24 protein-coding genes and 2 pseudogenes are annotated in these 25,076 nt (G+C 65.1%); 9 read left to right on the top strand and 17 right to left on the bottom strand.

Features of this window, described 5'->3' with window-relative positions; genetic code table 11:
• Nucleotides 1-155: 155 nt before the first annotated feature.
• Entirely contained in the window at nucleotides 156-1,127 is a 972-nt protein-coding gene (ybiB, locus tag CI15_RS07955; protein ID WP_062126185.1) for a DNA-binding protein YbiB, read from the top strand.
• Between the two features lie 379 nt (nucleotides 1,128-1,506).
• A pseudogene (locus CI15_RS07950) lies at nucleotides 1,507-2,493 on the top strand (2-isopropylmalate synthase); the annotation flags it as partial.
• A gap of 197 nt (nucleotides 2,494-2,690) precedes the next feature.
• Here the strand turns inward: CI15_RS07950 and CI15_RS07945 are convergent.
• On the bottom strand, nucleotides 2,691-3,074 hold the full coding sequence (locus CI15_RS07945) for a nuclear transport factor 2 family protein (RefSeq protein ID WP_062125919.1): 384 nt from the start codon (nucleotides 3,072-3,074) through the stop codon (nucleotides 2,691-2,693).
• Between the two features lie 41 nt (nucleotides 3,075-3,115).
• A pseudogene (locus tag CI15_RS35235) lies at nucleotides 3,116-3,226 on the bottom strand (acyloxyacyl hydrolase); the annotation flags it as partial.
• 410 nt (nucleotides 3,227-3,636) lie between these two features.
• On the opposite strand from CI15_RS35235, the gene rpoH reads away from it, so the two are divergent.
• From rpoH to cydB, 4 genes are all read left to right on the top strand, one after another.
• The gene (gene rpoH / locus CI15_RS07940; protein ID WP_062125917.1) at nucleotides 3,637-4,572 is read left to right on the top strand and encodes an RNA polymerase sigma factor RpoH; all 936 of its coding nucleotides are present in this window, start codon (nucleotides 3,637-3,639) and stop codon (nucleotides 4,570-4,572) included.
• 418 nt (nucleotides 4,573-4,990) lie between these two features.
• Nucleotides 4,991-5,251 carry a cytochrome oxidase putative small subunit CydP gene (cydP, locus tag CI15_RS07935; RefSeq protein ID WP_062125913.1) on the top strand — a complete coding sequence of 87 codons (261 nt, stop codon included), beginning with the start codon at nucleotides 4,991-4,993 and terminating at the stop codon, nucleotides 5,249-5,251.
• On the top strand, nucleotides 5,241-6,833 hold the full coding sequence (locus CI15_RS07930) for a cytochrome ubiquinol oxidase subunit I (RefSeq protein WP_062126183.1): 1,593 nt from the start codon (nucleotides 5,241-5,243) through the stop codon (nucleotides 6,831-6,833). The genes cydP and CI15_RS07930 overlap by 11 nt, the downstream gene beginning before the upstream one ends.
• A 34-nt stretch (nucleotides 6,834-6,867) precedes the next feature.
• Nucleotides 6,868-8,004, top strand: coding sequence for a cytochrome d ubiquinol oxidase subunit II (gene cydB, locus CI15_RS07925; protein ID WP_062125908.1), 1,137 nt, complete (start codon nucleotides 6,868-6,870; stop codon nucleotides 8,002-8,004).
• 106 nt (nucleotides 8,005-8,110) lie between these two features.
• Here the strand turns inward: cydB and nagE are convergent, their stop codons facing one another.
• The 5 genes from nagE to CI15_RS07900 form a co-directional block, all read right to left on the bottom strand.
• A complete protein-coding gene (nagE, locus tag CI15_RS07920; RefSeq protein ID WP_062125906.1) occupies nucleotides 8,111-9,907 on the bottom strand; it encodes an N-acetylglucosamine-specific PTS transporter subunit IIBC in 1,797 nt (598 codons plus the stop codon).
• A 131-nt stretch (nucleotides 9,908-10,038) separates the two neighbouring features.
• Nucleotides 10,039-12,606 (bottom strand): phosphoenolpyruvate--protein phosphotransferase, encoded by a 2,568-nt coding sequence (ptsP, locus tag CI15_RS07915; RefSeq protein ID WP_062126180.1) that lies wholly within the window; start codon nucleotides 12,604-12,606, stop codon nucleotides 10,039-10,041.
• Nucleotides 12,607-12,644: 38 nt separating this feature from the next.
• Nucleotides 12,645-13,661, bottom strand: a complete 1,017-nt coding sequence (locus CI15_RS07910; RefSeq protein WP_153041076.1) for an SIS domain-containing protein — start codon at nucleotides 13,659-13,661, stop codon at nucleotides 12,645-12,647.
• Nucleotides 13,645-14,748, bottom strand: a complete 1,104-nt coding sequence (gene nagA / locus CI15_RS07905; protein WP_062125900.1) for an N-acetylglucosamine-6-phosphate deacetylase — start codon at nucleotides 14,746-14,748, stop codon at nucleotides 13,645-13,647. Before nagA ends, CI15_RS07910 begins: the two co-directional genes overlap by 17 nt.
• A 75-nt stretch (nucleotides 14,749-14,823) precedes the next feature.
• Nucleotides 14,824-15,558: a GntR family transcriptional regulator gene (locus tag CI15_RS07900; protein ID WP_062125897.1), complete on the bottom strand. Its 735-nt coding sequence runs from the start codon at nucleotides 15,556-15,558 to the stop codon at nucleotides 14,824-14,826.
• Nucleotides 15,559-15,927: 369 nt separating this feature from the next.
• Between CI15_RS07900 and CI15_RS07895 the strand changes: the two genes are divergently transcribed.
• Nucleotides 15,928-16,854 (top strand): bifunctional helix-turn-helix transcriptional regulator/GNAT family N-acetyltransferase, encoded by a 927-nt coding sequence (locus CI15_RS07895; protein ID WP_062125895.1) that lies wholly within the window; start codon nucleotides 15,928-15,930, stop codon nucleotides 16,852-16,854.
• A 66-nt stretch (nucleotides 16,855-16,920) separates the two neighbouring features.
• On the opposite strand, the gene CI15_RS07890 is transcribed toward CI15_RS07895, so the two are convergent.
• Complete coding sequence (locus tag CI15_RS07890; RefSeq protein ID WP_062125893.1) at nucleotides 16,921-17,733, bottom strand: MetQ/NlpA family ABC transporter substrate-binding protein; 813 nt, start codon at nucleotides 17,731-17,733, stop codon at nucleotides 16,921-16,923.
• A gap of 270 nt (nucleotides 17,734-18,003) precedes the next feature.
• Here CI15_RS07890 and CI15_RS07885 point away from each other — a divergent pair, with 270 nt between their 5' ends.
• A complete protein-coding gene (locus CI15_RS07885) occupies nucleotides 18,004-18,294 on the top strand; it encodes a YciI family protein (protein ID WP_062125890.1) in 291 nt (96 codons plus the stop codon).
• Nucleotides 18,295-18,367: 73 nt separating this feature from the next.
• Here CI15_RS07885 and CI15_RS07880 read toward each other — a convergent pair whose 3' ends face one another.
• From CI15_RS07880 to CI15_RS07860, 5 genes are read right to left on the bottom strand one after another with little or no spacing between them, the layout of a single operon-like run.
• Entirely contained in the window at nucleotides 18,368-18,997 is a 630-nt protein-coding gene (locus CI15_RS07880; protein ID WP_062125887.1) for an SCO family protein, read from the bottom strand.
• A gap of 4 nt (nucleotides 18,998-19,001) precedes the next feature.
• On the bottom strand, nucleotides 19,002-19,907 hold the full coding sequence (gene cyoE / locus CI15_RS07875) for a heme o synthase (protein WP_062125884.1): 906 nt from the start codon (nucleotides 19,905-19,907) through the stop codon (nucleotides 19,002-19,004).
• A 5-nt stretch (nucleotides 19,908-19,912) separates the two neighbouring features.
• Complete coding sequence (locus CI15_RS07870) at nucleotides 19,913-21,022, bottom strand: COX15/CtaA family protein (RefSeq protein WP_062125881.1); 1,110 nt, start codon at nucleotides 21,020-21,022, stop codon at nucleotides 19,913-19,915.
• A gap of 22 nt (nucleotides 21,023-21,044) precedes the next feature.
• On the bottom strand, nucleotides 21,045-21,731 hold the full coding sequence (locus tag CI15_RS07865) for an SCO family protein (RefSeq protein ID WP_062125876.1): 687 nt from the start codon (nucleotides 21,729-21,731) through the stop codon (nucleotides 21,045-21,047).
• A gap of 51 nt (nucleotides 21,732-21,782) precedes the next feature.
• Nucleotides 21,783-22,499: an SURF1 family protein gene (locus CI15_RS07860; RefSeq protein WP_062125874.1), complete on the bottom strand. Its 717-nt coding sequence runs from the start codon at nucleotides 22,497-22,499 to the stop codon at nucleotides 21,783-21,785.
• A 111-nt stretch (nucleotides 22,500-22,610) separates the two neighbouring features.
• On the opposite strand from CI15_RS07860, the gene CI15_RS07855 reads away from it, so the two are divergent.
• A complete protein-coding gene (locus tag CI15_RS07855; RefSeq protein WP_062125872.1) occupies nucleotides 22,611-22,820 on the top strand; it encodes a twin transmembrane helix small protein in 210 nt (69 codons plus the stop codon).
• Nucleotides 22,821-22,971: 151 nt separating this feature from the next.
• Here CI15_RS07855 and CI15_RS07850 read toward each other — a convergent pair whose 3' ends face one another.
• The 4 genes from CI15_RS07850 to CI15_RS37615 all read right to left on the bottom strand — a co-directional run bounded on the left by CI15_RS07850 (nucleotide 22,972) and on the right by CI15_RS37615 (nucleotide 25,030).
• On the bottom strand, nucleotides 22,972-23,829 hold the full coding sequence (locus CI15_RS07850; protein WP_062125869.1) for a cytochrome c oxidase subunit 3: 858 nt from the start codon (nucleotides 23,827-23,829) through the stop codon (nucleotides 22,972-22,974).
• A 125-nt stretch (nucleotides 23,830-23,954) separates the two neighbouring features.
• Nucleotides 23,955-24,164, bottom strand: a complete 210-nt coding sequence (locus CI15_RS07845; RefSeq protein WP_018419310.1) for a DUF2970 domain-containing protein — start codon at nucleotides 24,162-24,164, stop codon at nucleotides 23,955-23,957.
• 50 nt (nucleotides 24,165-24,214) lie between these two features.
• Nucleotides 24,215-24,853: a cytochrome c oxidase assembly protein gene (locus CI15_RS07840; RefSeq protein ID WP_062125865.1), complete on the bottom strand. Its 639-nt coding sequence runs from the start codon at nucleotides 24,851-24,853 to the stop codon at nucleotides 24,215-24,217.
• Nucleotides 24,854-24,895: 42 nt separating this feature from the next.
• Nucleotides 24,896-25,030, bottom strand: a complete 135-nt coding sequence (locus CI15_RS37615) for a cytochrome oxidase small assembly protein (RefSeq protein ID WP_018419308.1) — start codon at nucleotides 25,028-25,030, stop codon at nucleotides 24,896-24,898.
• Between the last annotated feature and the right edge of the window lie 46 nt (nucleotides 25,031-25,076).

Genomic DNA, 25,076 nt, shown 5'->3' with positions numbered 1-25,076 from the left:
GCGCGGCACGACGCGGTGCGTGTCAGCCGGGCCGGCGCGGGCCACTGCGTTGCTTTTCGCCCGCTTGCCATTCGATGCGATACTCACACTGAATAGCTCCCCGAATGGCGTAGCGTGCCGTCCCAGTGCGGCAGGCCACCCGCCTCATGCCCTCGATGACCGACTCCACCGATACCACTTCTCCCTTCCCCTGCGCCCGCTTCATCAAGGAAATCGGCCGCGGCCCGAACGGCGCCCGCGCGCTGACCGCCGACGATACCCGCGCGCTCTATACCGCGATGCTCGACGGCCGCGTCGACGATCTCGAGCTCGGCGCGGTGCTGCTCGCGTACCGCGTGAAAGGCGAAACCGCCGACGAGCTAGCCGCGATGCTGGCCGCCGCGCATATGTCGTTCGAGGCGGTGCGGCTACCGCACGGCGCGTTTCGGCCAGTGTCGATTCCGTCGTACAACGGCGCGCGCAAACAGCCGAACCTCGTGCCGCTGCTCGCGTTGCTGCTCGCGCGCGAAGGCGTGCCGGTGCTGGTGCACGGCGTCACCGAGGATCCGGGTCGCGTGACGAGCGCGGAAATCTTCACGCATTTGGGCATCGCGCATGCGCAGTCGCGCGCGCAGATCGAAACCGACCTGGCCGAGCGTCGCGTCGCCTTCGCATCGATCGGCGTGCTCGCGCCGAAGCTCGCGCGCCTGCTCGCGCTGCGCCGGCGCATGGGCGTGCGCAATTCGACGCATACGCTCGTCAAGCTGCTGCAGCCGTTCGCGCCCGCGGGCCTGCGGCTCGTGAACTACACGCATCCGCCGTATCGCGACAGTCTCACCCAGCTGTTCATCACGCATCCCGACGCGGCCGTCGGCGGTGCGCTGCTCGCGCGCGGCACCGAAGGCGAGGCGGTCGCCGATACGCGCCGCCAGGTCCAGGTCGACTGGCTGCATGACGGCATCTGCGAGACCCGGCTGCCGCACGAACGCTCGTCGCCCGATGCGCCCGAAGTCGAATTGCCCGAGGCGCGCGACGCGGCGACCACGGCCGCCTGGATCGACGCCGTGCTGCGCGGCGAAGCGCCGGTGCCAAGCGCGATCGAGCGGCAGGTCGAGCTGATCGTCGACATCGCGAAGACGGCGGTCTGACGGCCGCGGGTTGACAGGCCTGTACGTACCGTCATACATTTGCCGCCATGCGTTCCCTTCCGAACACCCCTCGAATTACCTCCGGCCGCCTAGCGCGGCCCCTATCGCTACGCCTGGCGTAAGTCACGCGTAGCGCCGCGCGCAGGCAGCTTCGGTTGCCGGCGGCGGTCCTCTCTGTAGTTCCCGCAGTTTCGCTTCACCCCCGTCGTAGTTCTCCACAACCCGTCGTCATTTCATTCGTCCGTTTATCGCGCGGACGAAGCGAGAGGATCAAATCCACATTGCACGGGCTGCATCCGCAGCGTGCATGCGTGGACAGTCGGCCAACCGCTCGACGCCCCTCCCTCCGCCGACGACACCACGAATGAGGCCTCGTCCCATGTTGCGCAATCCCGCTGAAAAATACCGCCCCTTTCCCGCCGTGCGGCTGACCGGCCGCAAATGGCCGAGTCGCACGATCGATGCCGCGCCGGTCTGGATGAGCACGGACCTGCGCGACGGCAATCAGGCGCTGATCGAACCGATGAACGCCGCGCAGAAGCTCGAGTACTTCGAGATGCTGGTCGCGATCGGCTTCAAGGAAATCGAAGTCGGCTTTCCGTCGGCGTCGCAGACCGATTTCGACTTCGTGCGCCGGCTGATCGACGAGCGACGCATTCCCGACGACGTCACGATCGAAGTCTTCGTGCCGTCGCGCGCCGAGTTGATCGCACGCACGTTCGACGCGCTCGAAGGCGCGCCGCGCGCGATCGTGCACCTGTACAACGCGATCTGCCCGTCGTTCCGGCGCATCGTATTCAACCAGTCGAAAGACGAGATCAAGGCACTCGCCGTCGAAGGCGCGCGCCTCATCAAGGCACACACGCTGGCACGGCCGGGCACGCACTGGACCTTCCAGTACTCGCCCGAGACCTTCAACACGACCGAGCTGCCGTTCGCCCGCGAGGTGTGCGACGCCGTCGCGCAAACGTGGCGGCCGACGCGCGATCACAAGATGATCGTCAACCTGCCTGCCAGCGTCGAAGCGGCCACGCCGAACGTGTTCGCCGACCAGATCGAATGGATGCACCGCAATCTTGGCTATCGCGACAGCATCGTTCTGTCGGTGCATCCGCACAACGATCGCGGCACCGCCGTGGCCGCCGCGGAGCTTGCGCTGCTCGCGGGCGCGGATCGCGTCGAGGGCTGTCTGTTCGGCCATGGCGAGCGCACCGGCAACGTCGATCTCGTTACGCTCGCGATGAATCTCGACGCGATGGGCATCGACAGTGGTCTGGACTTTTCGGATCTGGCGACGATCAGGCGCGTGGCGGAGCGCTGCACGCGGATTCCGGTGGCAGCGCGGCATCCCTATGCGGGAAATGTGGCGATGGATCGCGCACGCGTGGCTCGCGACCCGGACGCCGGAGTGCATGAGCACAGCGCGAACGAGCGCGACAAATCTGACGAATGCGTAACCGCGTGAATCTGAACTGGGCTTTGAGTGATCAGCAGCGGCGTGCACACCCGCATTCCGCTGCCCCCTCCGACCCGCTCACGAGGCGCGGCCGTGCAAAGACGACCTCACTCCAGCGCGCAACGCGTCGCCTGCCATGCGATCAGCCGCCACTGCCCGTCTTCATGCGTATGAATCGCGGTATAGGCAATCGGAAACAGCAGCGCGCCGTTATTCGCCTCCATCTCGATCAGCGCGCGGCCCGTCACCACGTAGGTTTCGCGCCCGGCCGGCAAGACATCCTGCGACTGCACCTCGATCTGCCGATAACGGCGGCGCCCCGCGATGATTCCGTCGATGAACTGCCGCTTCGTCTCGCGCTTGCCGTTCGTATGGACGTAGCTCACGTTGTCCGCGAGCAGCGTGTCGAGCGACTGCCCATCGCCGTCGACCATCGCGCGAAAACGCTCTCGCTCGAGCCCGCGAATCGCTTCGATCATCTTTGCCGCCATTGCAGAGCCCCTCGAACACCGCGAGCCGCAGGCGGCCACGGTCAGAAGTTATATTGCAAATATAGCTGGCTGAAATTTATACCAGGATTGGGCTCTTTGATACCGCCATTGGAAACATGCTGGAAGCGGTAGGCCGCCACGTACTGCTGATGGACGAGGAGACACCTGCCTGCCGACCTGGCCAGCCTGGAACGAGCGGGCCTGGTCATCTGGCCCCGTGCGGGAGACTATTAGACAGTTGTCTCGCTTATTTTAAGCAAGATGTTAAAAGCATATCCCGGGAGGGATATACGCCCCACACGCAATTATTCCCTCGTTGATCTCGAACTATCAGTCGATTATATGAGCACGGCGCACTGACGCCGTCACTTACGCGCGTCGGGTGACCAAGGCAAATAGAGCGTATGATGGCTATCAAACCGCAAAACTCAATAGGATTTTAAGGAACTTGGATGCCCCTACGGCCTCTAAGTATTAGCACTCAGTAGAGCAGAGTGCTAACATCCATCGCTGGAGTCGTTTACTGAATACGCTATTGTCTGATTCCAAAGGAGCTTCACACGTGAGCCATGCAATGACCCTTCCGAGTACTTTGAGCCCGTCGTCGGCTAAGGCCGCTCCGGCAGGTGCACTGGCGCTCTCGCATTCCTCGCTGCTGTCCGGTCACCTGGGCAACATCGACGCCTACATCCAGGCGGTCAATCGGATTCCGATGCTGACGCCGGCGGAAGAACGCCAGTTCGCCACCGAATTGCGCGAACAGGACAATCTGGAGTCGGCACGCCGACTCGTTTTGTCGCACCTGCGACTCGTCGTGTCCATCGCGCGTAATTACCTCGGTTACGGATTGCCGCACGCCGACCTGATCCAGGAAGGCAACATCGGCTTGATGAAAGCCGTCAAGCGCTTCGATCCCGAGCAAAACGTGCGCCTCGTGTCGTACGCGATGCACTGGATCAAGGCCGAGATCCATGAATACATCCTGCGCAACTGGCGCATGGTGAAGGTCGCCACCACCAAGGCGCAACGCAAGCTGTTCTTCAACCTGCGCAGCCACAAGCAGGGGCTCGGCGCGTTCACGCCGGACGAGATCGAAGGTCTCGCCAAGGAACTGAACGTGAAGCGCGAAGAGGTCGCGGAGATGGAAACGCGTCTGTCGGGCGGCGACATCGCGCTCGAAGGTCAGGTCGAAGACGGCGAAGAGTCGTATGCGCCGATCGCCTATCTGGCCGACTCGCACAGCGAACCGACCGCCGTGCTGGCTTCGCGTCAGCGCGACAGGCTGCAAAGCGACGGCATCGCCAGCGCGCTCGATGCGCTCGATCCGCGCAGCCGCCGCATCATCGAGGCGCGCTGGCTGAAGGTGGCCGACGACGGCTCGGGCGGCTCGACGCTGCACGAGCTGGCCGACGAGTTCGGCGTGTCGGCCGAGCGTATCCGCCAGATCGAAGCCAGCGCCATGAAGAAGATGCGCGGCGCGTTGACCGAATACGCGTAAAGCGTCGGAGCGGTGCGCGTGTAGTGTGTCTCGCCCATGACATGGGTAAAAATGACACACGTCACGCGGCCGCAACCCAACAGGCGCCCATCGCGCTCAAGCCCCGCCCTCGCAAGACGGCGGGGCTTTTTACATTCTCGTGTCCTTGCTGTCGTCCTCGCGGCCGCGCATTCGCGTCGGACCCACCCGGGTCTCGGCTTAGGGGGGACGGTAAGCCTTTCTTGACGTATCGCAGGTCCGGTAGCAATACTGCATGAACGCGGCTACTCTCGTGACTTGATGCCGCACGGCCAATCCTGAGCGCGCGAGGTTCACCTCCTACAATCGGCATGCATTCGCCAGACTGCCTGACTGCCTGACTGCCAGGGCAATCTGGATCCGGCCGGACTCACCGGCGTGAAGTCGTCTTCGACCGATCATGACCATAGCCCTCAATCGCAGCAGCACACTCCGGTCGCGCTGGCGCGGCCGGTTCACCAGGTGGGTGCGCGGTCCCACGCTGGCGCGCGATCTCTGCATCATCCTCGCCGTCAAGTTGGTACTACTGATGGCGCTCAAGTACACCTTCTTCAATCATCCACAGGCCGAGCACATGATGCTGCCGCCTGAGCAGGTCGCGCAGGCGCTGCTGTCGGTGCCTGCCCCGCATCCGTCCAGAGGTGATCAACATGCCCGTTAGCGAAGTCGTCGAGCTGTCGCGTCTCCAGTTCGCCATCACGGCGCTTTATCACTTTCTGTTCGTGCCGCTCACGCTCGGGCTGACCTGGCTGCTCGTCATCATGGAGTCGGTCTACGTGATGACTGGCAAGCAGATCTACAAGGACATGACGCAGTTCTGGGGCAAGCTGTTCGGCATCAACTTTGCGATGGGCGTCGCGACCGGTCTCACGCTCGAGTTTCAGTTCGGCACCAACTGGGCCTACTACTCGCACTACGTCGGCGACATTTTCGGCGTGCCGCTCGCCGTCGAAGGGCTGATGGCGTTCTTCCTCGAATCGACGTTCGTCGGCCTGTTCTTCTTCGGCTGGAACAGATTGTCAAAAGTCCAGCATCTGATCGTCACGTTCTGCGTCGCGCTCGGTTCGAACCTGTCGGCGCTGTGGATCCTGGTCGCCAACGGCTGGATGAACAATCCGGTCGGCGCGAGTTTCAACTACCAGACGATGCGCATGGAGCTCGACAGCATCGGCTCGGTGATCTTCAATCCAGTCGCTCAGGTGAAGTTCGTGCACACGGTGTCGGCCGGTTATGTGACCGCGGCGATATTCGTGCTCGGCGTGTCGTCGTGGTATCTGCTGAAGCGCCGCGACACCGAGTTCGCGCTGCGCTCGTTCGCGATCGCGGCTGGCTTCGGCCTCGCGTCGGCGCTGTGCGTGATCGTGCTCGGCGACGAATCCGGCTATCGCACCGGCGAAGTGCAGCAGATCAAGCTCGCCGCGATCGAATCCGAATGGGAGACCGCCCCGGCGCCGGCACCGTTCACCGTATTTGGTATTCCCAATCAAAGAGAGCAGCGTACCGACTATGCGATCCGTGTGCCCTACGCGCTCGGCATCATCGCGACCCGCTCGCTCAGCGAACCCGTGGTCGGCCTGCGCGACCTGATCGTGGAAAACGAAGGTCGCATCAAGGAAGGCATGCTCGCCTATTCGGCGTTGCAGCGATTGAAGGGCGGCGACTCCAGCGACGAGGCGCATGCCGAATTCGACAAGCACAAGGACGATCTCGGCTACGCCCTGCTGCTCAAGCAGTTCACGCCGAACGTGACCGACGCGACGCCGGACCAGATCGCCGCCGCCGCAAGAAGCACGGTCCCGCCCGTGCTGCCGCTGTTCTTCTCGTTCCGCATGATGGTCGGCCTGGGCCTGCTGTTCCTCGCGACCTTCGTGCTCGCGTTCTGGTTCTGCGCGCAGCGCACGCTGCTGCTCGAAAAGCGTCGCTGGTTCCTGCGCTGGGCGGTCATCGCGATCCCGTTGCCGTGGCTCGCCGCCGAGTTCGGCTGGATCGTCGCGGAAATGGGCCGCCAGCCGTGGAGCATCGCGGGCATTCTGCCGACCAACCTGGCCGCCTCGACCTTGACGCCGCGCGATCTGTATCTGAGCATCGCCGGCTTCGTGCTGTTCTACACGGGGCTGTTCGTCATCGAGATCATGCTGATGTTCAAATACGCGCGGCTCGGCCCTTCGTCGTTGCATACGGGCCGCTATCACCACGAGAACGGCCAGCCGGTGACGCAGCCGCTGTCGAACACGGCCGCGTGACGCGCCGCCACACCGCTTCAGAGGAGTAACCCATATGGACTACGCCATCCTCAGACTGATCTGGTGGGTATTGATAGGTGTACTGCTGATCGGCTTCGCGCTGACCGACGGCTTCGACATGGGCGCGGCGATCCTGCTGCCGTTCATCGCGAAAACGGACTCCGAGCGCCGCATCGTCGTGAACACGGTCGGCGCGACGTGGGAAGGCAACCAGGTCTGGTTCGTGACCGCGGGCGGCGCGATGTTCGCCGCATGGCCGCTCGCCTACGCGGCATCGTTTTCCGGCTTTTACTTCGCGATGCTGCTCGTGCTGTTCGCGCTGTTCTTCCGCCCGGTCGGCTTCGACTATCGCGGCAAGCGCGAAGATCCGCGCTGGCGCACCGCGTGGGACTGGGGCCTCTTCATCGGCGGCTTCGTGCCGGCGCTCGTGTTCGGCGTCGCGTTCGGCAATCTGCTGCAAGGCGTGCCGTTCTCGTTCGATACCGATCTGCGCGTGACCTATCACGGCAGCTTCTTCGGCCTGCTCAATCCGTTCGCGCTGCTCACCGGTCTCGTCAGCGTGGCGATACTGGCCGCGCATGGCGCCGCGTTCGTCAAGTGGAAGACGGATGGCGTGGTCCATGAGCGCGCATCGAAGGCACTGCGGCTCGCGGCGCTGTGCTCGGTGGTGCTGTTCCTCGTCGCGGGCGCGCTCGTCGCGACGGTGATCGGCGGCTATCAGGTCGTCGACATGCCGCCGTTCGACGCGGTCTCCAATCCGTTGATGAAGACCGTGATCGGCGCGCCGGGTTTGTGGCTGAACAACTACGCACTCTATCCGTGGACGGCGATTGCGCCGCTCGCGGGTCTCGTCGGCGGCGTGCTCGCGGTGCTACTCGCGCGCTCGCGCTTCGAGGCGGCGGCGTTTCTGTCGACATCGCTGATGATCATCGGCGTGATCCTGACCGCGGGATTCTCGATGTTCCCATTCATCATGCCGTCGTCGCTCGACGGCCGCAGCAGCCTGACCATGTGGGATTCGACCTCGAGCCGCATGACGCTCGAGATCATGCTGTTCGCGGTGATCGTGTTCCTGCCGATCATCCTGCTCTATACGGGCTGGGTCTATCGGGTGATGCGTGGCAAGGTTACCGCCGCGGCGATCGAGGAAAACCACCACTCGATGTATTGACCAGCGCTGCGCCTCAATGCAAAAGCGGCACCTTGGGAACAAGGTGCCGCTCTCTTATTACCGCGCCGTCATGACTGCGCGATGGCAGCCTGGCTCACTCAACCGATCATGCCGGCACCGGTGCCGCGCCCGCGCCGCCGCCTTGCGACGGCAGACGCTCGGCCAGCTTCTGCGCGTAGCGCTGCGCGGCCTCGCCGACGACGATATGGAACGTGTTCGTCGACACCCAGGCGCTATCGAGCGCATCGAGGCGCTCGCGATCGACTACGGACGGATCGCGCACGACCACTCGCAAACGCGTTGCCGCGACCGCATCGAGCGACACCACGTTGCCCGCGCCGCCGAACACGGCGAGCCAGCGCAGCGGATCGGGATCGAGCGGACCGCCTTGCGCGTCGTGAGCGTGCGGAGCGACCGACGTGGCGGCAGGAGCCACCGCCGCCGGCACCGTCCCGGCAGCAGCCACCTTCACCGTATCGCCATGACCCTGCGCGATCGCCGTACGCATTTCATCGGCGATGATGTCCGCCTCCGGTCCGATGATCACCTGCACGGCGTTCGTGCCGCGCTTGAGCACACCGCGCGCGCCGATCGACTTCAGTTCGCTCTCGGAGACCTTGTCCGCATCGACGACAGACAGACGCAGACGCGTCGTGCACGCATCCACGACCGACAGATTCGCCGCGCCACCCAGCGCCGCGATATAACGCTGCGCACGCGGCACGGCCGCACCGGCCGCCGGCGCGACGAAGCCGCCCGCCGTGAACGACTCGACCTGCTCGTCGGCTGCGGCAGGCTCGCGGCCCGGCGTCGCCATGTTGAACTTGCGGATGAAAAAGCGGAACAGACCGTAGTACACGACCGAGTACACGATGCCGAGCGGGATCGCCCACCAGCCCTTCGTCGACAACCCGAAGTTCAGCACGTAGTCGATGAAGCCCGCCGAGAACGTGAAGCCGAGGTGAATGCCGAGCGCCGAACAGATCGCGAGGGACAGCCCCGTCAGCAGCGCGTGGATCGCATACAGCACCGGCGCGAGGAACATGAAGCTGAACTCGATCGGCTCGGTGACGCCCGTCAGGAACGACGTCAGCGCCATCGAGAACAGCAGGCCGAACACCATCGCGCGACGCTCTTTCGGTGCCTCGTGATACATCGCGAGACACGCGGCCGGCAGGCCGAACATCATCACCGGGAAGAAGCCGGTCATGAAGGTGCCCGCGGTCGGATCGCCAGCGAAGAAGCGATGCAGGTCGCCCGTGACCGGCGCGCCGCCCGCCGGCGTGAACGTGCCGAACACGAACCACGTCAGCGAGTTGAGGATGTGATGCAGACCCGTGACGAGCAGCAGTCGGTTCAGCACGCCGAACACGAAAGCGCCGAGCGCGCCGGCCGTCGTGAGCCAGTGGCCGGCCAAGTCGATGACGTTCTGCACCGGTTGCCAGACGTACCCGAATATGATGCCTAGCCCCACGCAGACCACCCCTGTCACGATCGGCACGAAGCGTTTGCCGCCGAAGAAGGCAAGGTAGTCGGGCAGCTTGATGTCCTTGTAGCGGTTGTACAGCAGCCCCGCGACGATCCCCGCGATGATCCCCGACAGCACGCCCATATTGAGCTTGTCGTTGATGTCCTTCATCACCGCGATCTGCACCAGATAGCCGATGGCGCCGGCGAGCCCCGCGACGCCGTTATTGTCTTTCGCGAAGCCGACCGCCACGCCGATCGCGAACAACAGCGGCAGGTTGTCGAAGATCGCGCCGCCCGCATCGGCGATCATCTTGATGTTGAACACATCGGGCTGGCCGAGCCGCAGCAGCAGCCCGGCGACCGGTAGCACCGCGATCGGCAACATCAGCGCGCGTCCGAGGCGCTGAATCTTCAGAAACGGATTTCCATCCATCGGTATCTCCAATTTTGTCTCGTAGGGGTACGTCTAGGTTGAGTGGTGCAGCTAGGTGGCAAATCGCTGCGCGCGCGAAGGCAGACGTGCTGCCGGGCGCACGGCATGCGGACTCTCCGGTTCGTTGATCTTTAATCGAGCGGCCACGTGGCCCGGCTCGCGGCCCGGACTGCCTGGGCCGAGTCGAGCGCGAGCGCGTCGCGGGCGCGTTGGCGGCACAACTGATAGTCGAGCGTGCGCACGCGTGCCTTGATGCCCGGCACCGACACCGGGTCCACCGACAGCTCGGTCACGCCGAGCCCGACGAGCAGCGGCATCGCGACCGGGTCGCCGGCGAGCGCGCCGCACACGCCAACCCACTTGCCGTGCTTCGCGGCACCTTCGACCGTCGCCGCGATCAGGCGCAGCACCGCCGGATGCAGTCCGTCCGCCTGCGCCGCGAGATCGGGCTGGCAGCGGTCCATCGCGAGCGTGTACTGCGTGAGGTCGTTGGTGCCGATCGACAGGAAATCGGCGTGCTGCGCGAGCTGATCGGCGAGCAATGCAGCCGACGGCACTTCGATCATCACGCCCACTTCGATCGGCTCGGTGCTCCCCGCTTCGCGGGCGAGCTCGTCGATCCGCTTGCGGATGCGGACCAGTTCGCCCGCATCGGTGACCATCGGCAGCAGGATGCGCACGGCGCCGAGCGGACGCACCGCGAGCAGGCCGCGCAGCTGGTCGTCGAGCAGATCGGGGCGCACCTGCGCGAGGCGCACGCCGCGCAGACCGAGCGCGGGGTTCGGCTCGGGTGGCAGCGTCAGATAATCGACTTCCTTGTCCGCGCCGACGTCGAGCGTGCGGATGATCGCCGTGCGGCCGCGCAACGCGTCGACGATCGCCTGGTAGCTCTGACGATGCTCGTCCGCGTTCGGCGCCGCCGGCCGATGGATGAACAGCAGCTCGGTGCGCAACAGGCCGACCGAGTCGGCGCCGTTGTCGACGGCGGCGTTCGCGTCATCGAGCGTGGCGATGTTGGCGGCCACTTCGACCGCGCGGCCGTCGGACGTCGCCGCGGCCTGCTGCGACGTGCGGCGGTTCGCTTCGCGCACGTCGGCGAGGCGGCTGCGTTCGCGGCGCGCGCGTTCGACATCGACTTCGGTCGGCGCGAATTCGAGGCGGCCGGTGCTCGCGTTCACCACCACTTCAGTGCCCTCGGGAATCGCATGCAACGCGTCGCCGATCGCGACCAGCGAGGGAATCCCCGCCTGGCGCGCAAGAATCGCCGCGTGCGAGGTCGCGCCACCGCGCGCCATCACGAGCGCGGTCACGCGCGTACGATCGAGCGACGACAGATCCGACGGAGTGAATTCGTCCGCCGCGAGCACCGCCTCGTCCGGCAGCGAGCGCGCTGCGCTGCTCGTGTAGCCGAGCGCGCGCTGGACGCGCTTTTCGATGTCGCGCAGGTCGGCGGCCCGCTCGGCGAGCAGCGCGTCCTCCACATGACTGAGGATTTCGGTTTGCGCGCGGATCGCCGCGCGCCACGCGAAACCGGCGCTCTTGCCAAGGCTGATCAGATCGCGCGCGGCGTCGAGCAGCGTCGGATCTTCGAGCAGCACGCGATGCACCGCGAAAATCCCCGCCTCGCCGACCGCGCCGCGTTGCGAGGCATCGCGCACGACGGTGTCGAGATCGGCGTCGACGGTCGCGATCGCCTTGTCGAGCAGACGACTCTCGGCCGCCGACGTGCCGCTCGCCTGTTCCGGCGGATCGAGGTCCGCGTCGTCCCAGCGCACCAGCTTGCCGACCGCGACGCCCGGTGCCGCGCACACGCCCGCCAGCGTATTCGGCGCGAGCGGCTCGCCAGCCGCGGGCGCTGCCACGATGGCAGCCGGTGCCGTCGCCGCACGCGCCGGCTTCTGTTCGACTTCGCCATGCGCTTCGCGCGTCAGCTCGTCGGCGACCGCATCGACGGCCGCCTGTGCCTGCGGACCGACGCCGAGCAGCTCGATGCTCGCGCCTTCGCCAGCGCCCAGTCCGAGCAGCCCCACCACGCTTTCGATCGGCGCCTTACGCCCGTCGTAGCGCACCTCGACGCGCGCATCGAAACCACGCGCCGCTTCGCGTGCCCGCGCCGCGGGCCGTGCATGCAGGCCGCCCGCGTGCGTCAGCGTGATCTGGCGGCGCGCTTCGTCCATGACTTGCGCGGCGCTCGCCTCGCGCACCGCGTCCTGGCTGACGCCGTCGCGCGCGCGCAGCACCAGCAGCGGCGTTTCGCCCGCTGTCACCCCGCCGGCCGGCACGCGCTCGATCACCTCGAACGCCTCCGAATTCGCGATCGCGATCACCGACACGAGGCTCGGCGCATTCAGCGCGACCTGATCCTGATCGAACTCGATCAGCACGTCGCCCGTGCGCACCTGCGCGCCCTGCTGGACCATCGGCGCAAAGCCCTTGCCGTTCAGCCCGACCGTGTCGATACCGATATGCAGCAGAACCTGCGCGCCCTCGGCGCTCTCGAGCGTCACCGCGTGACCGGTGCGCGCGAGATGCGTGACGACCCCGTCGCATGGCGCGACGAGCCGTCCCTCGAGCGGATCGATGCCGATGCCGTCGCCAAACATACCGCCCGAAAACACCGGGTCCGGCACGTTCGCGAGCGGCACGACCGGACCGGTCAGTGGTGCGAGCAAAACAATGTGATCTTCGGAATGGCTCATCAGATTGGACTTCTCGACACGTCGCATCGTCATTCTCGTCAATGAGTTTCGGTGACTTTGTTGAGATGGCGCGGCGCATCGGGATTGCGCCCGCGCGCGGCGGCAAGATCTGCGGCCATCACGTAAAAGGACAGGATGGCGGCGATCGGATCGAGCGCCGCGTGGGCGGTGGCGACGAGCGGCAGCGAGGCTTCCGCGACGTCGTCCGGCGCCGCGAGCAGCACGCGCGCACCGCGCGCGCGCATGTCGTGCGCGAGTTGCAGCAGCCCCGCCTGCTCGGGTCCGCGCGGCGCGAACACGAGTAGCGGATAGTCGCGGTCGATCAGCTCCATCGGACCATGACGCACTTCCGCGCTCGAAAACGCTTCGGCCTGGATGCCGGAGGTTTCCTTCAGTTTCAGCGCGGCCTCCTGCGCGATCGCGAGGCCAAGGCCGCGGCCGATCACGATCATCCGTTCGATGCCGCGCAATTCGCTCACGGCCATCGACCAGTCGAGCCGGCCCGCGCGTTCCAGTGCGTCGGGCAGCGCGCTCAGTCCATCGAGCAGCTCGGCGTCGTTCTGCCAATGCGCGACCAGTTGCGCGGAAATCGACAGCATCGCGATATAACTCTTGGTCGCCGCGACGCTGAGTTCGGGACCGGCGACGAGCGGCAGATGCCACTCGCACGCGTCGGCGAGCGGTGAGCTCGGTGCGTTGACCGCGGCGACCGTCAACGCGCCGGCCGCGCGCAGCGCGTTCATCGTGCCGACCAGATCGGGACTCTTGCCCGATTGCGAAAACGCCAGCGCAAGCTGATCGCGCACCTGCAGCGGCGCCTGCTGCAACGTCGCGACCGACATCGGCAGCGACGCGACCGGCACGCCGAGGCGGCTCATCGTGAGGGATGCAAAGTAACTGGCTGCATGGTCCGAGCTACCGCGCGCGACGGTCAGCGCGACATGGCGCGGCTGCTGCGCGAGCTTGGCGGCGAGCGCCGTGACGCGCGAGGTGTCCTTGAGCTGCTCGGCGACCGTTGCGGCGGACGCCAGCGCTTCCTTAAGCATATTCGACAATTGCTTCTCCTTCGACGTAAGTCGCGCTCAGCGCCAGTTCGCGGTCGAACACGACCACGTCGGCCCAGGCACCGCGCGCGATGCGGCCGCGGTCCTCGATGCCGAGATAGTCGGCGGCGTAGCGCGACAAACGGTGGGATACATCGGCGATCGGCAAGCCGATCGAGACAAGATTGCGCAGCGCCTGATCCATCGTCAGCGTGCTGCCCGCGAGCGTGCCGTCGGCGAGACGCACGCCGCCGAGACACTTCGTCACGTGCTGGCTGCCGAGACGGTATTCGCCGTCGGGCATGCCGGTGGCCGAGGTGCTGTCCGTCACGACGTACAGGCGCGGAATCGCGCGCAGCGCGGCGCGGATCGCGCCCGGATGCACGTGCAGCAGGTCGGGAATGATTTCGGCGTATTCGGCGTGCGCGAGCGCCGCGCCGACGAGGCCGGGGTTGCGGTGATGCAGCGGCGACATCGCGTTGAACAGATGCGTGAAGCCGCACGCGCCGTGCTTGAGCGCGGCGACCGCGTCGTCGTAAGTGCCGAGCGAATGACCGAGCTGCACACGCACGCCGCGCGCCGCCATCTCGGAGATGATCTCCATGTGGCCGGCGATCTCGGGTGCGAGCGTGACGACGCGGATCGGCGCGATCGACAGATACTTGAGCACCTCGTCCATCACCGCCGATACCGCCGCGTCGGGCTGCGCGCCGAGCTTACCGGGGTTGATGTACGGCCCCTCCAGATGCACGCCGAGCACGCGCGCGCCGCCGGGCGTGCGCACCCGCGTGACGTTGCCGAGCCCGGCGACGACGTTCATCAGTTCGTCGCGCGGCGCGGTCATCGTCGTCGCGAGCAGGCTCGTCGTGCCGTAGCCCGCATGCGTGCGCGTGATCGTTTCGATTGCGTCGCCGGCTTCCATCACGTCGGCGCCGCCGCCGCCATGCACGTGCAGATCGATGAAGCCGGGCAGGATGTACGGTGCGTCGTTCGTCGACGGATCGACGCGCTCGCCTGTCAGCGCCGTAATGCGGCCGTTTTCGAATTCGAGCGTGCCGTGGATCCACCCATCGGTGGTGAGTATGTTTCCGGTCAGCATGAGTCTCTCTGGTGCGTGATACGTATGCGGCAAATGTGCGTCCATTGGACTGGCGGCCTACATGGGCCGCGCGGCTCAGGTGCGCAGTTCAGCGACGAAGTCGTAGTAGTCGTCGCGGCAATAAGTGTCGGTCAGCTCGATCGCGCGCTGATCCGCGCTGTAGCCGATACGGGTGATGACGAGCAGCGCGGTGCGCGGTTCGATGTCCATCAGTGCGGCGATTTCGCTAGACGCGTTGACGGCGCGGAAGTGCTGCAACGCGCGCACGACCGCCGCGCCGCGTTGCTCGAGATAGGTGTAGAGGGAGTCGCCGATCACCTGCGGATCGGGCACGATCGCGACCGGCAGCGCCGAATGTTCGACCGCCATCACGATGCCGTCCGCGCGCCGCAGCCGCCGCAAGCTCGTGACCGCCGCGCCGGGCGACAGGCCGAGGTGCAGCAGCTCGTCGCGATTGGCGGCGCGCACGCCGCGTTCGAGCCAGACCGAATCGGGCCGGAAACCGCGCTGCTGCATCTTCTTCGTGAAGCCGGTCAGACGCGATAGCGGATCCTCGACGCGCGGCGTGATGAAGCTGCCCGCGCCACGTGAGCGCCGGATCAGCCCTTGCTCGACCAATAGCTCGATCGCCTTGCGCGCCGTGATGCGCGACACGCCGATCGCGTCGGACAGCGTGCGCTCGGAGGGCAATGCCTCGCCGGCCGACCAGACGCCGCAGTGGATCGCCGTCGCCAGGTTGCGCGCGAGCTGCAGGTAGAGCGGCGTGACGTTGCGCACGTCAGGCATCAATGCGGACCAGCGAGTTTCCATGGGACTCCAAGGACGCCGCGAGCAGTACGGCTCTCGAAAATTGAGAGCCCATTATATAACCAACATAATACCAGTCAACGGACTGGTTCCATGCTGGACCGGATTGGGTGAAAGCCTTGCCGGACATGGCTCACAGCCGGTTTTAAAGGGTGCTGCGGCAGGAATTCAAGGACCAGGACATACCCGCATCAGGGGTATCTGACGATACCAGGATGCCATCAGAACGGCTCCAGTGGTATCTAAATCGCTCCATCACCAATACCTGTTTAATACCAATTTTCTCGGCGCCGAAATGGGTTGGATTGGCAAATGAGGGCCATGTCAATATAGTGCGGTGATAGACCAGAAAAAGTCCCCGGGGAGCCGCCCTTGACCGATTCCGAGGCGCTTCGGCGCGCTCAGGCCGTCCGCCATTTCAACCGCTTCTACACCCGATGCATTGGCGCTCTGCACGAGCATCTCGCCCGCAGCGAGTTCTCGCTGACGGAAGTGCGCGTGCTGCACGAGCTTTCGCAAGTTCGCGCGCAGACCGCGTCGGTGCTCGGGCGCGCGCTCGGGCTCGATAGCGGCTATCTGAGCCGTCTGCTGACCAATTTCGAGCGGCGCCACCTGATCACGCGCCGCCCATCCGACACCGACGCGCGCCAGTCGCTGATCGAACTGACCGAGCACGGTCACGCGACCTACGCGCCGCTCGATGCCGCCGCCATCCATGAAGCGCTCGACCTGCTCGACAGGCTCAGCGCGCTGTCGCAGGAGCAACTGATCGGCGCGATGAAGCTGATCGAGCGCCTGCTCACCGACACGCCGAAGCACTCGCTCGTGAAGCTGCGTGCGCCGCGCGCCGGCGAATGCGGCTGGCTCGTGCATCGGCAGGCACAGTGGTTCGCCGCGCAGCACGGCTGGAATCACACGTTCGAGGGCTTGCTCGCGCGCGTCGTCGCCGAGTACGCCGAGCGCGACGATCCACTGCGCGAGACGTGCTGGATCGCGGAACAGGAAGGCCTGGTGGTCGGCTCGGTGTGCCTCGTCGGGATGTCGACGACGGTCGCGGGCGTGCGCTTGCTGTGGGTCGAGCCGGACGTGCGGCGGCTCGGCATCGGCACGCAACTGCTCGGCGAATGCGCGCGCTTCGCGCGGCGCGCGGGCTACACCAAGCTGACCATGACCATCGCGAGCGTGCTGACGGAGCCGCGGCGGCTTTGCGAGCGCGCCGGGTTCAAGCTGTCCGGCAGCGCGGCGCAGCATCGCTTTGGCCGGGATCTGACGATCGAAAGATGGGAGCTGGAGTTATAAAAAAAGGCACGCGCCTGTGCGGCGCGTGCCTTTTCCGATGCCATGCGATCGCGTTGAGCGCGTCGCTTAGAACGACGGCACCATCGAACCCTTGAACTGCGTCTTGATGAACTGGCGCACGTCTTCCGACTGATATGCCGCGACCAGCTTCTTCACCCACGGCTGGTCCTTGTCCTTCGCGCGTACGGCGATCAGGTTCGCGTACGGGCTATGGACGTCTTCGAGCGCGATCGCGTCCTTGGTCGGCTGCAGGCCGGCGGCGAGTGCGAAGTTCGTGTTGATGACGGCGGCGTCGACGTCGGCGAGCGAGCGCGGCAGTTGCGCGGCGTCGAGCTCGACGAACTTGATCTTCTTCGGATTGTCGACGACGTCGAGCGGGGTCGCGTTGTTGCCGCCGGTGGCCGCGCCGTCCTTCAGCTTGATCACGCCTTGCGCTTGCAGCAACAGCAGTGCGCGATTTTCGTTCGACGGATCGTTCGGCACCGCGACCTTCGCGCCCTGCGGCAGATCCTTCAGCGACTTCAGCTTCTTCGAGTACGCGCCGAGCGGCGAGATGTACGTGAGGCCCGCGTTGGCGAGCTTGTAGCCGCGCTGCTTGATCTGGCTATCGAGGTACGGCTGGTGCTGGAAGCTGTTGGCGTCGAGATCGCCTGCGTCGAGCGCGGCGTTCGGCTGGATGTAGTCGTTGAACTCGACGACCTTCACGTTCAGGCCCTCGCGCTTCGCGACCTTGGTGACGACTTCCCAGATCTGCGCATCCGGGCCGCCGATCGTGCCGACCTTGATGACCTTGTCGTCGGCGTGCGCGCCGAAGCTGGTCAGGATCGCCGCACCGGCGACGACTGCGGTGAGGGCTTTGAGGATGTTTCTGCGCTGCATGTGTTTCTCGCTGTTGCTGATCGACGTTGAGTCGACGGCTCCGATCGGTGCCGGAGTTGGGTAAGAACGGACGGCGCCCCGGTTCGAGCAGGAGCGCCATCGACCAAACCGCAAATTGTTTCATATGCGCGGCAAGTTGGGAAATACCCTTACCGCATATGGTTATGCGAAGCGCGAGTGCAAGGGCCGGCACTGCGCCGAATCGACGCCTGACCGATAATCCACAGCCGTGGCCGCGCACGGGCCACCTAACCGCCATTGAGACTGACCATGTACGTGATCAACCTTATCTACACCGCCCCGCTCGATCGCATCGACGAGGCGCTCGACGCGCATCGCGCGTTTCTCGCGAAGCAGTTCGACGCGGGCATCTTCGTCGCGGCTGGCCCGAAGCTGCCGCGCGATGGCGGCATCATTCTCGCGGTGCGTATCGAGCGCGACAGGCTCGACCGGATCCTTGCGAGCGATCCGTTCGCCGAGCAGCAGCTTGCGCGCTACGAGGTGACGGAGTTCAAGGCGACGCGTCTCGCGCCTGGGCTGAATCTGCCGATTCCGGCTTGAGGGGGCTTTGCGAAAAGGAAACTGGTGAGCGGATGCGAGCGGCGTCGCGATCAGGAGCGGCTCGCGATGCGCGTCAATCCAGCAGCAGCTTGATGTCATGCACCCACGGCGTCGCGCCCTGGCCATCGCGCGCGAACAGACGCAGCTTGCCGTCCGTGTCGAACACGTAGCTCGCGGCCGTGTGGTCCATCGTGTAGCTGTCGGGCGTCTTGCCCGGCACCTTCGCGTAGTAGACGCGGAAGTCTTTGGCCAGCTTCGCGAGCTGTTCCTCATTAGCGGGACGCAGACCGACGAAGCTCGGGTTGAACGCCGGCACGTATTGCGCGAGCAGTTGCGGCGTATCGCGCTCGGGGTCGACGGTGACGAACAGCACCTGCACGCGCTTCGCGTCTTCCGGGCCGAGCTGCTGCAACGCCTGCGACAGTTCGGCCATCGTGGTCGGGCAGACGTCCGGACAATGGGTATAGCCGAAGAACAGCACGACGACCTTGCCCTTGTAGTCGGCAAGCGTGCGGATCTTGCCGGACGTGTCGGGCAACGAGAAATCGCTGGCGAATTGCGTATTGCCGGTGATGTCGAGATTCGAGAAGGCCGGCGGCTGCTTGCCGCACCCCGTCATGAGCAGCGTGCCGCCGAGTGCCGCGCCGAGCGCGCAAGCCATCACAGCGGCGCGCGCAACGCGCGCGAAGCGGTTCTTGAGCATGGTGTTACGCGCCGATCACGACGCGCGCGTAGTGGTCGACCAGCAGCGCGGCGAACAGCAGCGACAGATAGACGATCGAATAACGGAAGGTCTTGCGCGCGAGATCGTCCGAATACTCACGGTAGATCTTCCACGCATACGCGAGAAACACGGCGCCGAGCAGCACCGCCGACGCGAGATACACGACCCCGCTCATGCCGGAGATAAACGGCATCAGCGTGACTGCGAACAGGATCACCGTGTAGAGCAGGATATGCAGGCGCGTGTACTTCTCGCCGTGCGTGTTCGGCAGCATCGGCAGGCCGGCGTTTTCGTAGTCCTTGCGGCGATACAGCGCGAGCGCCCAGAAATGCGGCGGCGTCCACACGAAGATGATCAGCACGAGGATCCAGGCGTCGCCGGGCACGTGCCCCGTGACCGCGGCCCAGCCTAACGCCGGCGGCATCGCACCCGACGCGCCGCCGATCACGATGTTCTGCGGCGTGGCCGGCTTCAGCAGCAGCGTATAGATGACCGCATAGCCGACGAACGTGGCGAGCGTGAGCCACATGGTCAGCGGATTGGCGAACGTGTACAGCGTCCACATGCCGAGGCCGCCGAGCACGGCCGAGAACAGCAGGATCTGCGGAGTGGTGATTTCGCCGCGCGCCGACGGACGCCACGACGTGCGGCGCATTTTCGCGTCGATCTGCTGCTCGACGAGGCAGTTGATTGCGAATGCGGCACCGGCCAGCAGCCAGATGCCGACGGTACCGCCGATCAGTACGGTCCACGGCACCATGCCCGGCGTCGACAGGAACATGCCGATGACCGCGCAGAACACCGCAAGCTGCGTAACGCGCGGCTTGGTCAGGGCGAGATATTGGGAGACCCGGCTTCCGGGCGTCTGGGAGAGTGTTGTGCTGTCCATGTGAGTCACGCTGGCGCGGCATCGCGCGCAGGGAGCGTGGCGCGGCCGGGACGGCTATAAGCGATCCGAAAGTTTAACATAACGAGCAACAGCAGCAGGATCGCGGCCCCGCCGTTATGGGCGACCGCGATCGGCAACGGCCACTGCAGCACGATATTCGACAACCCGGTGATGAACTGGATCAGCACCACCAGCAGCACGCCGTTGGCGGGTCGCCGCAGCGATTCGAAGCGGCGCATTTTCGCCGCGAACCACACCAGATACGCGATCACGACGAACGCGAAGGTACGATGCGTCCAGTGAATCGCGACCAGCGCATCCTGCGTGATGACGTCGCCGTCGCCGGTCATGCCGAGTGCGCGCCACAGGTGGAAGCCGTGCGCGAAGTCCATCGGCGGGATCCATTGGCCGTTGCAGGTCGGGAAGTCGGTGCACGCGAGCACCGCGTAGTTCGTGCTGACCCAGCCGCCCAGCGCGATCTGCAGCACCAGCAGCGCAAGACCCGCGAGCGCCGCGGCGCGCCAGCGCGCGGCCTCGGGCTCATAGGCGGGCAGCGGGGTCAGGCGCGCGGCGAGCCAGCCGAGCGTGCCGAGCAGCGCAAGGCCGAGCAACAGATGCGTGGTCACGATGACCGGTTGCAGCTTCATCGTCACGGTCCACGCGCCGAACACGCCCTGCACGACGATCAGGAGCAGCAGCGAAGTCGGCCACCACGGCGATACGTGCAACGGCCGACGCTTGATGCGCGCCGTCCAAGCGATGACCGTCTGCGCGATGATCAGCACGCCGATCGCCATCGCGAAGTAGCGGTGAATCATTTCGATCCATGCCTTCGTCATGCTGACGGGGCCGCTCGGCATCGCCTGATAGGCGGCGGAGATCGCCGCGTGCGCGATGAACGGCGACGATGTGCCGTAGCAGCCGGGCCAGTCCGGGCAACCGAGGCCCGAATCGGTGAGGCGTGTGAAGCCGCCGAACATCACGAGATCGAGCGTCAGGAAGGTGGTGAGCCAGACCAGCTTGCGGAATTTGTCGTCGTCGGCCTTGACCCAGACGTAGGACAGCGGCAACAACGCGATACACAAGCCGATCAGGCCCAGTTGCAATACGAACATCTTGTCTACCCAGGTTGCGGCATCAGCCGATGGTCGACCATTTGAGCAGCTTGGTCAGGTCGCCTTTGATCTTGGTCGGGTTCGCGTCTTTCGGGAATCGCATCATCAGATTGCCGTTCGGATCGACCAGGTAGATGTGGTCCGTGATCCGCGTGCCGGTGTCGGCGGGTAGCCAGGCGGCGACCTGCGCCGGATCGGCGATCAGCATGTCGGTATTGGGGTAGGCGGTTTGTATCACATCGGCGACCTTACCTGCATCGGTGCGCAGCCACACTTCCACGACGCGCTCGCGTTCCGGCCCCTGAGCTGCGCGGATTTGTCGCATGAAGTAAAGCTTCGTCACGCAGGCTTTGTCGCACGCGCTGCCATCGACCGAGATCATCAGCCAGCGGCCATGCAGCGACGCGAGCTTCAGCGCTTTGCCGTCCTCACCGGTGACCACGAGCGAGTCGGGGATCGGCCGCTGCGGGTCGATCAGTGCGCCGTAGTTCGTGCTGCCGCCGGTCGGCTTCACGACGTAGTACATGAAGTACGAGACCGCGATCGGCGCCGCGCAGATCACCGCGAGCAGCAACAGCACCCAGCGGCCGCGCTTCCACGAGCCCGGGCCGTTCGGTTGGCCGGGAATCGCTTTGGCCGCGGCGGGTTTGCCGCTGGGTTTGCCGGCGGGCTTGCCAACTTCGGGCGAACGGGGAGTTTGAGTCGACACTACAGAACCTCTTTCAATGTTTGGATGGCGGCGCCCCGCGGCTTGCGTTCCTCACGCGCCCGGCGCGTGTTCTTTCTTGCCCGCGCGACGCGCCGCATACAGACCGAAGGCGAGCGCCGCGGCGGCCATGCCCCACCACTGCAGCATGTAGCCGTAATTGCGCTCGACGCCGGTGGTCGGCACGGGCCAGTCGCGCACCAGGCCGTCGCGGACGTCGCCGGTTTGCTGGATCACGAACGATTGCAACGGCAGCCCGGTCTCGCTGGCGTACGAGGCGACATCGAGATTCTGCCGGATCAGGCGATGCGCGGCCGAGCCGCCCTCCCCGAGTTCGAACGCGCGCGACGCGTCGGCGCGCGCGATCCCTTCGATCTCGACCTCGCCCGACGGCGTCGTGTACGGCGCGATGGTCTCGCGACTGCTGAGGTTGCGTGGCAGCCAGCCGCGATTAACGAGCACGTAGCCGCCGTCGACGAGTTTAAAAGGCATCACGACATAAAAGCCCGGCTGATCGTTATACGGACGATTATCGAGGTACACGACCTTGTCCGCGACGAAGCTGCCGCGCGCCTTCACGCGATGAAACTCGACGTCCTTCAGCGCGAGCGGCGCCGCGCTGACCGGCAGCGCGGGCGCGTTCTCGAACTGGGTGATGCGCGCCTCGAGCGCTTCCTTCTGATGCGCGCGATCGCGCTGCCAGAAACCAAGCCGCATCGTCACGGCGACGACCAGCAGGATCAGCAGCGCGGGAATCAGGCGAAACTTCATTGCAGGTGCTCCGGCATCGCGTTCAGGGCCGCCGGGAAGCCGCGGCAGACGCCCGCGCGCGGTGCGATAATGAATGTCTTGCCACTGCGCTTTCCGGTTTCAGTTGGTTCCATGCACATTATCGTTCCCATCGCCTTTGTTCTGATCATCGCCAGCATGGTGTCGGCGCTGTATTTCATGATGCACGACAAAGGCAAGACTAAACGGATGGTCTGGTCGCTCGCCACGCGGGTGGGTCTGTCGATCTCGCTGTTCCTGTTCATCCTGTTCGCACACTGGATGGGCTGGATTCAGTCGACCGGGATTCCGTACGGGCGCTGACGCTCGCGCATAGGTCGTCGGCGCTTACTGTCGGCGGCCAATTTTCCTCGCCGCCAAATAAAACGCCGCCCTGACAGGTCGAGGGCGGCGCTGCATTCATCCCTGCGGATTGCTCGCGCGCACCGACGAGCGGCGCGCGGGTCCGACTGCGTTACAGCCAGTACACGACGACGTAAAGACCGAGCCACACGACGTCGACGAAGTGCCAATACCAGGCCGCGCCTTCGAACGCGAAGTGATGTTCCGGCGTGAAGTGGCCGCGAATCAGACGCACCATCACGACAGCCAGCATCGTGCCACCGAGGAACACGTGAAAGCCGTGGAAGCCGGTCAGCAGGAAGAACGTCGAACCGTAGATGCCCGAAGCCAGCGTCAGGTTCAGCTCGTTGTACGCGTGGAAATACTCGAAGCCCTGCAGGAACAGGAAGCACACGCCCAGCACGAGGGTCGCCGCGAGCCACCCGATCGCCTTCCTGCGATGGTTGTCGCGCAGCGCATGGTGCGACACGGTCAGCGTCGCGCCCGAGGACAGCAGCAGCGCCGTGTTGATGGTCGGGACCGGCCACGGCTGCATCGACTTGTAGGTCGACACGAGCGCGGCCGGGCCGTTGTTCGGCCACACCGCCGTGAAGTCCGGCCAGATCAGCTTGAAGTCGAGGCTGCCGAGCTGATGCAGCGCGATTTCGCGGGCATAGAACAGCGCGCCGAAGAATGCGCCGAAAAACATCACTTCGGAGAAGATGAACCAGCTCATGCTCCAGCGGTACGAACGGTCGACGTTCTTGCCGTACATGCCGCCTTCCGACTCGGCGATCGCGTCGCCGAACCAGTGCCACAGCGTGAAGAGCACCCACAGCAGACCGACGAACACGCCGAGCGGCGCCCAGGTGTGTTCGTTGATCCAGGCCGCCAGCGATCCGAGCATGACCAGCAACCCGGCAGCGGCGCTGATCGGATGCCGCGACGGATGCGGTACGAAGTAGTACGGGCTCTCGTTTTGACCGCTCATTCTTGATTCTCCACTTCAGTCCAGTTGTTCCGGAATCTCCGGCTGTATCTTCGGCGGCGCGTCGATACCGCACCGCTTCTCTCTAATTCGTGGGCTCCGCTTTGCCGCCATGCCCCGCTACTGCGTCAACCGACCACGAGGCGCACCACCAGAATCAGCACACCGATCAGAACCGCCGCGCCGATCAATGCCGCCACGATCACATGCAGCGGGTTGAGCTGCGTCGCATCCGCCTCCAGATCGCGGCGCTTGCGCACGCCGAAAAACGACCAGAACACCGCGCGCATCGACTGACCGAAACTGCTCTTGCGCGGACTGCCGCCGTTATCGTTCATCTCGCTTCGTCTTCCTCGTTTCGTTCGCAGCTCGGGCAGTCAAACCCGCTTCAGGCCGGCTTCGCGGGAGTGGCTGCCGCATTGGGTGCAACGCTGGTCGCTGCATTCGCTTTCGGCACCGCATCATCCGCGCTCGCCGCCGCCGGCGTGTTCAACTCGAAAAACGTGTACGACAGCGTGATCGTCTTCACGTCCTTCGGCAACTTCGGGTCGACCACGAACACCACCGGCATCCGCTTCGTCTCGTTCGCGTTCAACGTCTGCTGCGTGAAGCAGAAACATTCGATCTTCCTGAAGTACTCGGTCGCCTGCTTCGGCGCGTAGCTCGGAATGGCCTGCGCACGGATCGTGCGCGCCTGCTCGTTGCTGACGTCGTACATGACCGTCGTCACTTCGCCGGGATGCACGTCGAGACTGCGCTGCTCCGGCTTGAAACCCAACAGGCCGCGCGCGTTCGCATCGAATTCGATCGAAATCGTGCGGCTCATGTCGACCTGCGTATTCTTCGCCTCGCGCGCCGACACGTCGCGCTGCACGAGGTTGTTCACGCCGGTGATCTGGCAGATCGCGCGATACATCGGCACCAGCGCGAAACCGAAACCGAACATCATCAAAGCGACGACGAACAGCTTGATCAGCATCGAACGGTTGAAAGAGCGGTCGGCCTCGGCCGGCGGTTGCGTCGACATCTGAATCCTCAACAAACCTGCAAACAGACTGCGAAGACGGCGTTAGCTGAACCAGCACTGCTTCAGAATCGCACTCGCGAAAAACACCGCTGCGATCGCGAACATCACCAGCCCTATCCGCCTGTTGCCCGCGCGAATCTGCTCCGGCGTACGTCTTTCCTGTGGATTGCGCGTCATGCTCGAGTTTCTGAATACTGTTCGTGACTGACGAGGCCGCCTGACT

It is taken from the genome of Paraburkholderia monticola (assembly GCF_001580545.1).
In the GTDB taxonomy this organism is placed as follows: domain Bacteria; phylum Pseudomonadota; class Gammaproteobacteria; order Burkholderiales; family Burkholderiaceae; genus Paraburkholderia; species Paraburkholderia monticola.
Note: the sequence above shows the minus strand (reverse complement) of the source record. Positions and strands in the feature narration are given on the sequence as shown.

Excerpts from the sequence above, each read along its gene's own strand:
- ybiB (WP_062126185.1), top strand. The coding sequence starts at position 156 with ATGACCGACTCCACCGATACCACTTCTCCCTTCCCCTGCGCCCGCTTC.
- CI15_RS07945 (WP_062125919.1), bottom strand. The coding sequence starts at position 3,074 with ATGGCGGCAAAGATGATCGAAGCGATTCGCGGGCTCGAGCGAGAGCGT.
- cydP (WP_062125913.1), top strand. The coding sequence starts at position 4,991 with ATGACCATAGCCCTCAATCGCAGCAGCACACTCCGGTCGCGCTGGCGC.
- CI15_RS07930 (WP_062126183.1), top strand. The coding sequence starts at position 5,241 with ATGCCCGTTAGCGAAGTCGTCGAGCTGTCGCGTCTCCAGTTCGCCATC.
- cydB (WP_062125908.1), top strand. The coding sequence starts at position 6,868 with ATGGACTACGCCATCCTCAGACTGATCTGGTGGGTATTGATAGGTGTA.
- nagE (WP_062125906.1), bottom strand. The coding sequence starts at position 9,907 with ATGGATGGAAATCCGTTTCTGAAGATTCAGCGCCTCGGACGCGCGCTG.
- ptsP (WP_062126180.1), bottom strand. The coding sequence starts at position 12,606 with ATGAGCCATTCCGAAGATCACATTGTTTTGCTCGCACCACTGACCGGT.
- nagA (WP_062125900.1), bottom strand. The coding sequence starts at position 14,748 with ATGCTGACCGGAAACATACTCACCACCGATGGGTGGATCCACGGCACG.
- CI15_RS07900 (WP_062125897.1), bottom strand. The coding sequence starts at position 15,558 with ATGGAAACTCGCTGGTCCGCATTGATGCCTGACGTGCGCAACGTCACG.
- CI15_RS07890 (WP_062125893.1), bottom strand. The coding sequence starts at position 17,733 with ATGCAGCGCAGAAACATCCTCAAAGCCCTCACCGCAGTCGTCGCCGGT.
- CI15_RS07885 (WP_062125890.1), top strand. The coding sequence starts at position 18,004 with ATGTACGTGATCAACCTTATCTACACCGCCCCGCTCGATCGCATCGAC.
- CI15_RS07880 (WP_062125887.1), bottom strand. The coding sequence starts at position 18,997 with ATGCTCAAGAACCGCTTCGCGCGCGTTGCGCGCGCCGCTGTGATGGCT.
- cyoE (WP_062125884.1), bottom strand. The coding sequence starts at position 19,907 with ATGGACAGCACAACACTCTCCCAGACGCCCGGAAGCCGGGTCTCCCAA.
- CI15_RS07870 (WP_062125881.1), bottom strand. The coding sequence starts at position 21,022 with ATGTTCGTATTGCAACTGGGCCTGATCGGCTTGTGTATCGCGTTGTTG.
- CI15_RS07860 (WP_062125874.1), bottom strand. The coding sequence starts at position 22,499 with ATGAAGTTTCGCCTGATTCCCGCGCTGCTGATCCTGCTGGTCGTCGCC.
- CI15_RS07855 (WP_062125872.1), top strand. The coding sequence starts at position 22,611 with ATGCACATTATCGTTCCCATCGCCTTTGTTCTGATCATCGCCAGCATG.
- CI15_RS07850 (WP_062125869.1), bottom strand. The coding sequence starts at position 23,829 with ATGAGCGGTCAAAACGAGAGCCCGTACTACTTCGTACCGCATCCGTCG.
- CI15_RS07845 (WP_018419310.1), bottom strand. The coding sequence starts at position 24,164 with ATGAACGATAACGGCGGCAGTCCGCGCAAGAGCAGTTTCGGTCAGTCG.
- CI15_RS07840 (WP_062125865.1), bottom strand. The coding sequence starts at position 24,853 with ATGTCGACGCAACCGCCGGCCGAGGCCGACCGCTCTTTCAACCGTTCG.
- CI15_RS37615 (WP_018419308.1), bottom strand. The coding sequence starts at position 25,030 with ATGACGCGCAATCCACAGGAAAGACGTACGCCGGAGCAGATTCGCGCG.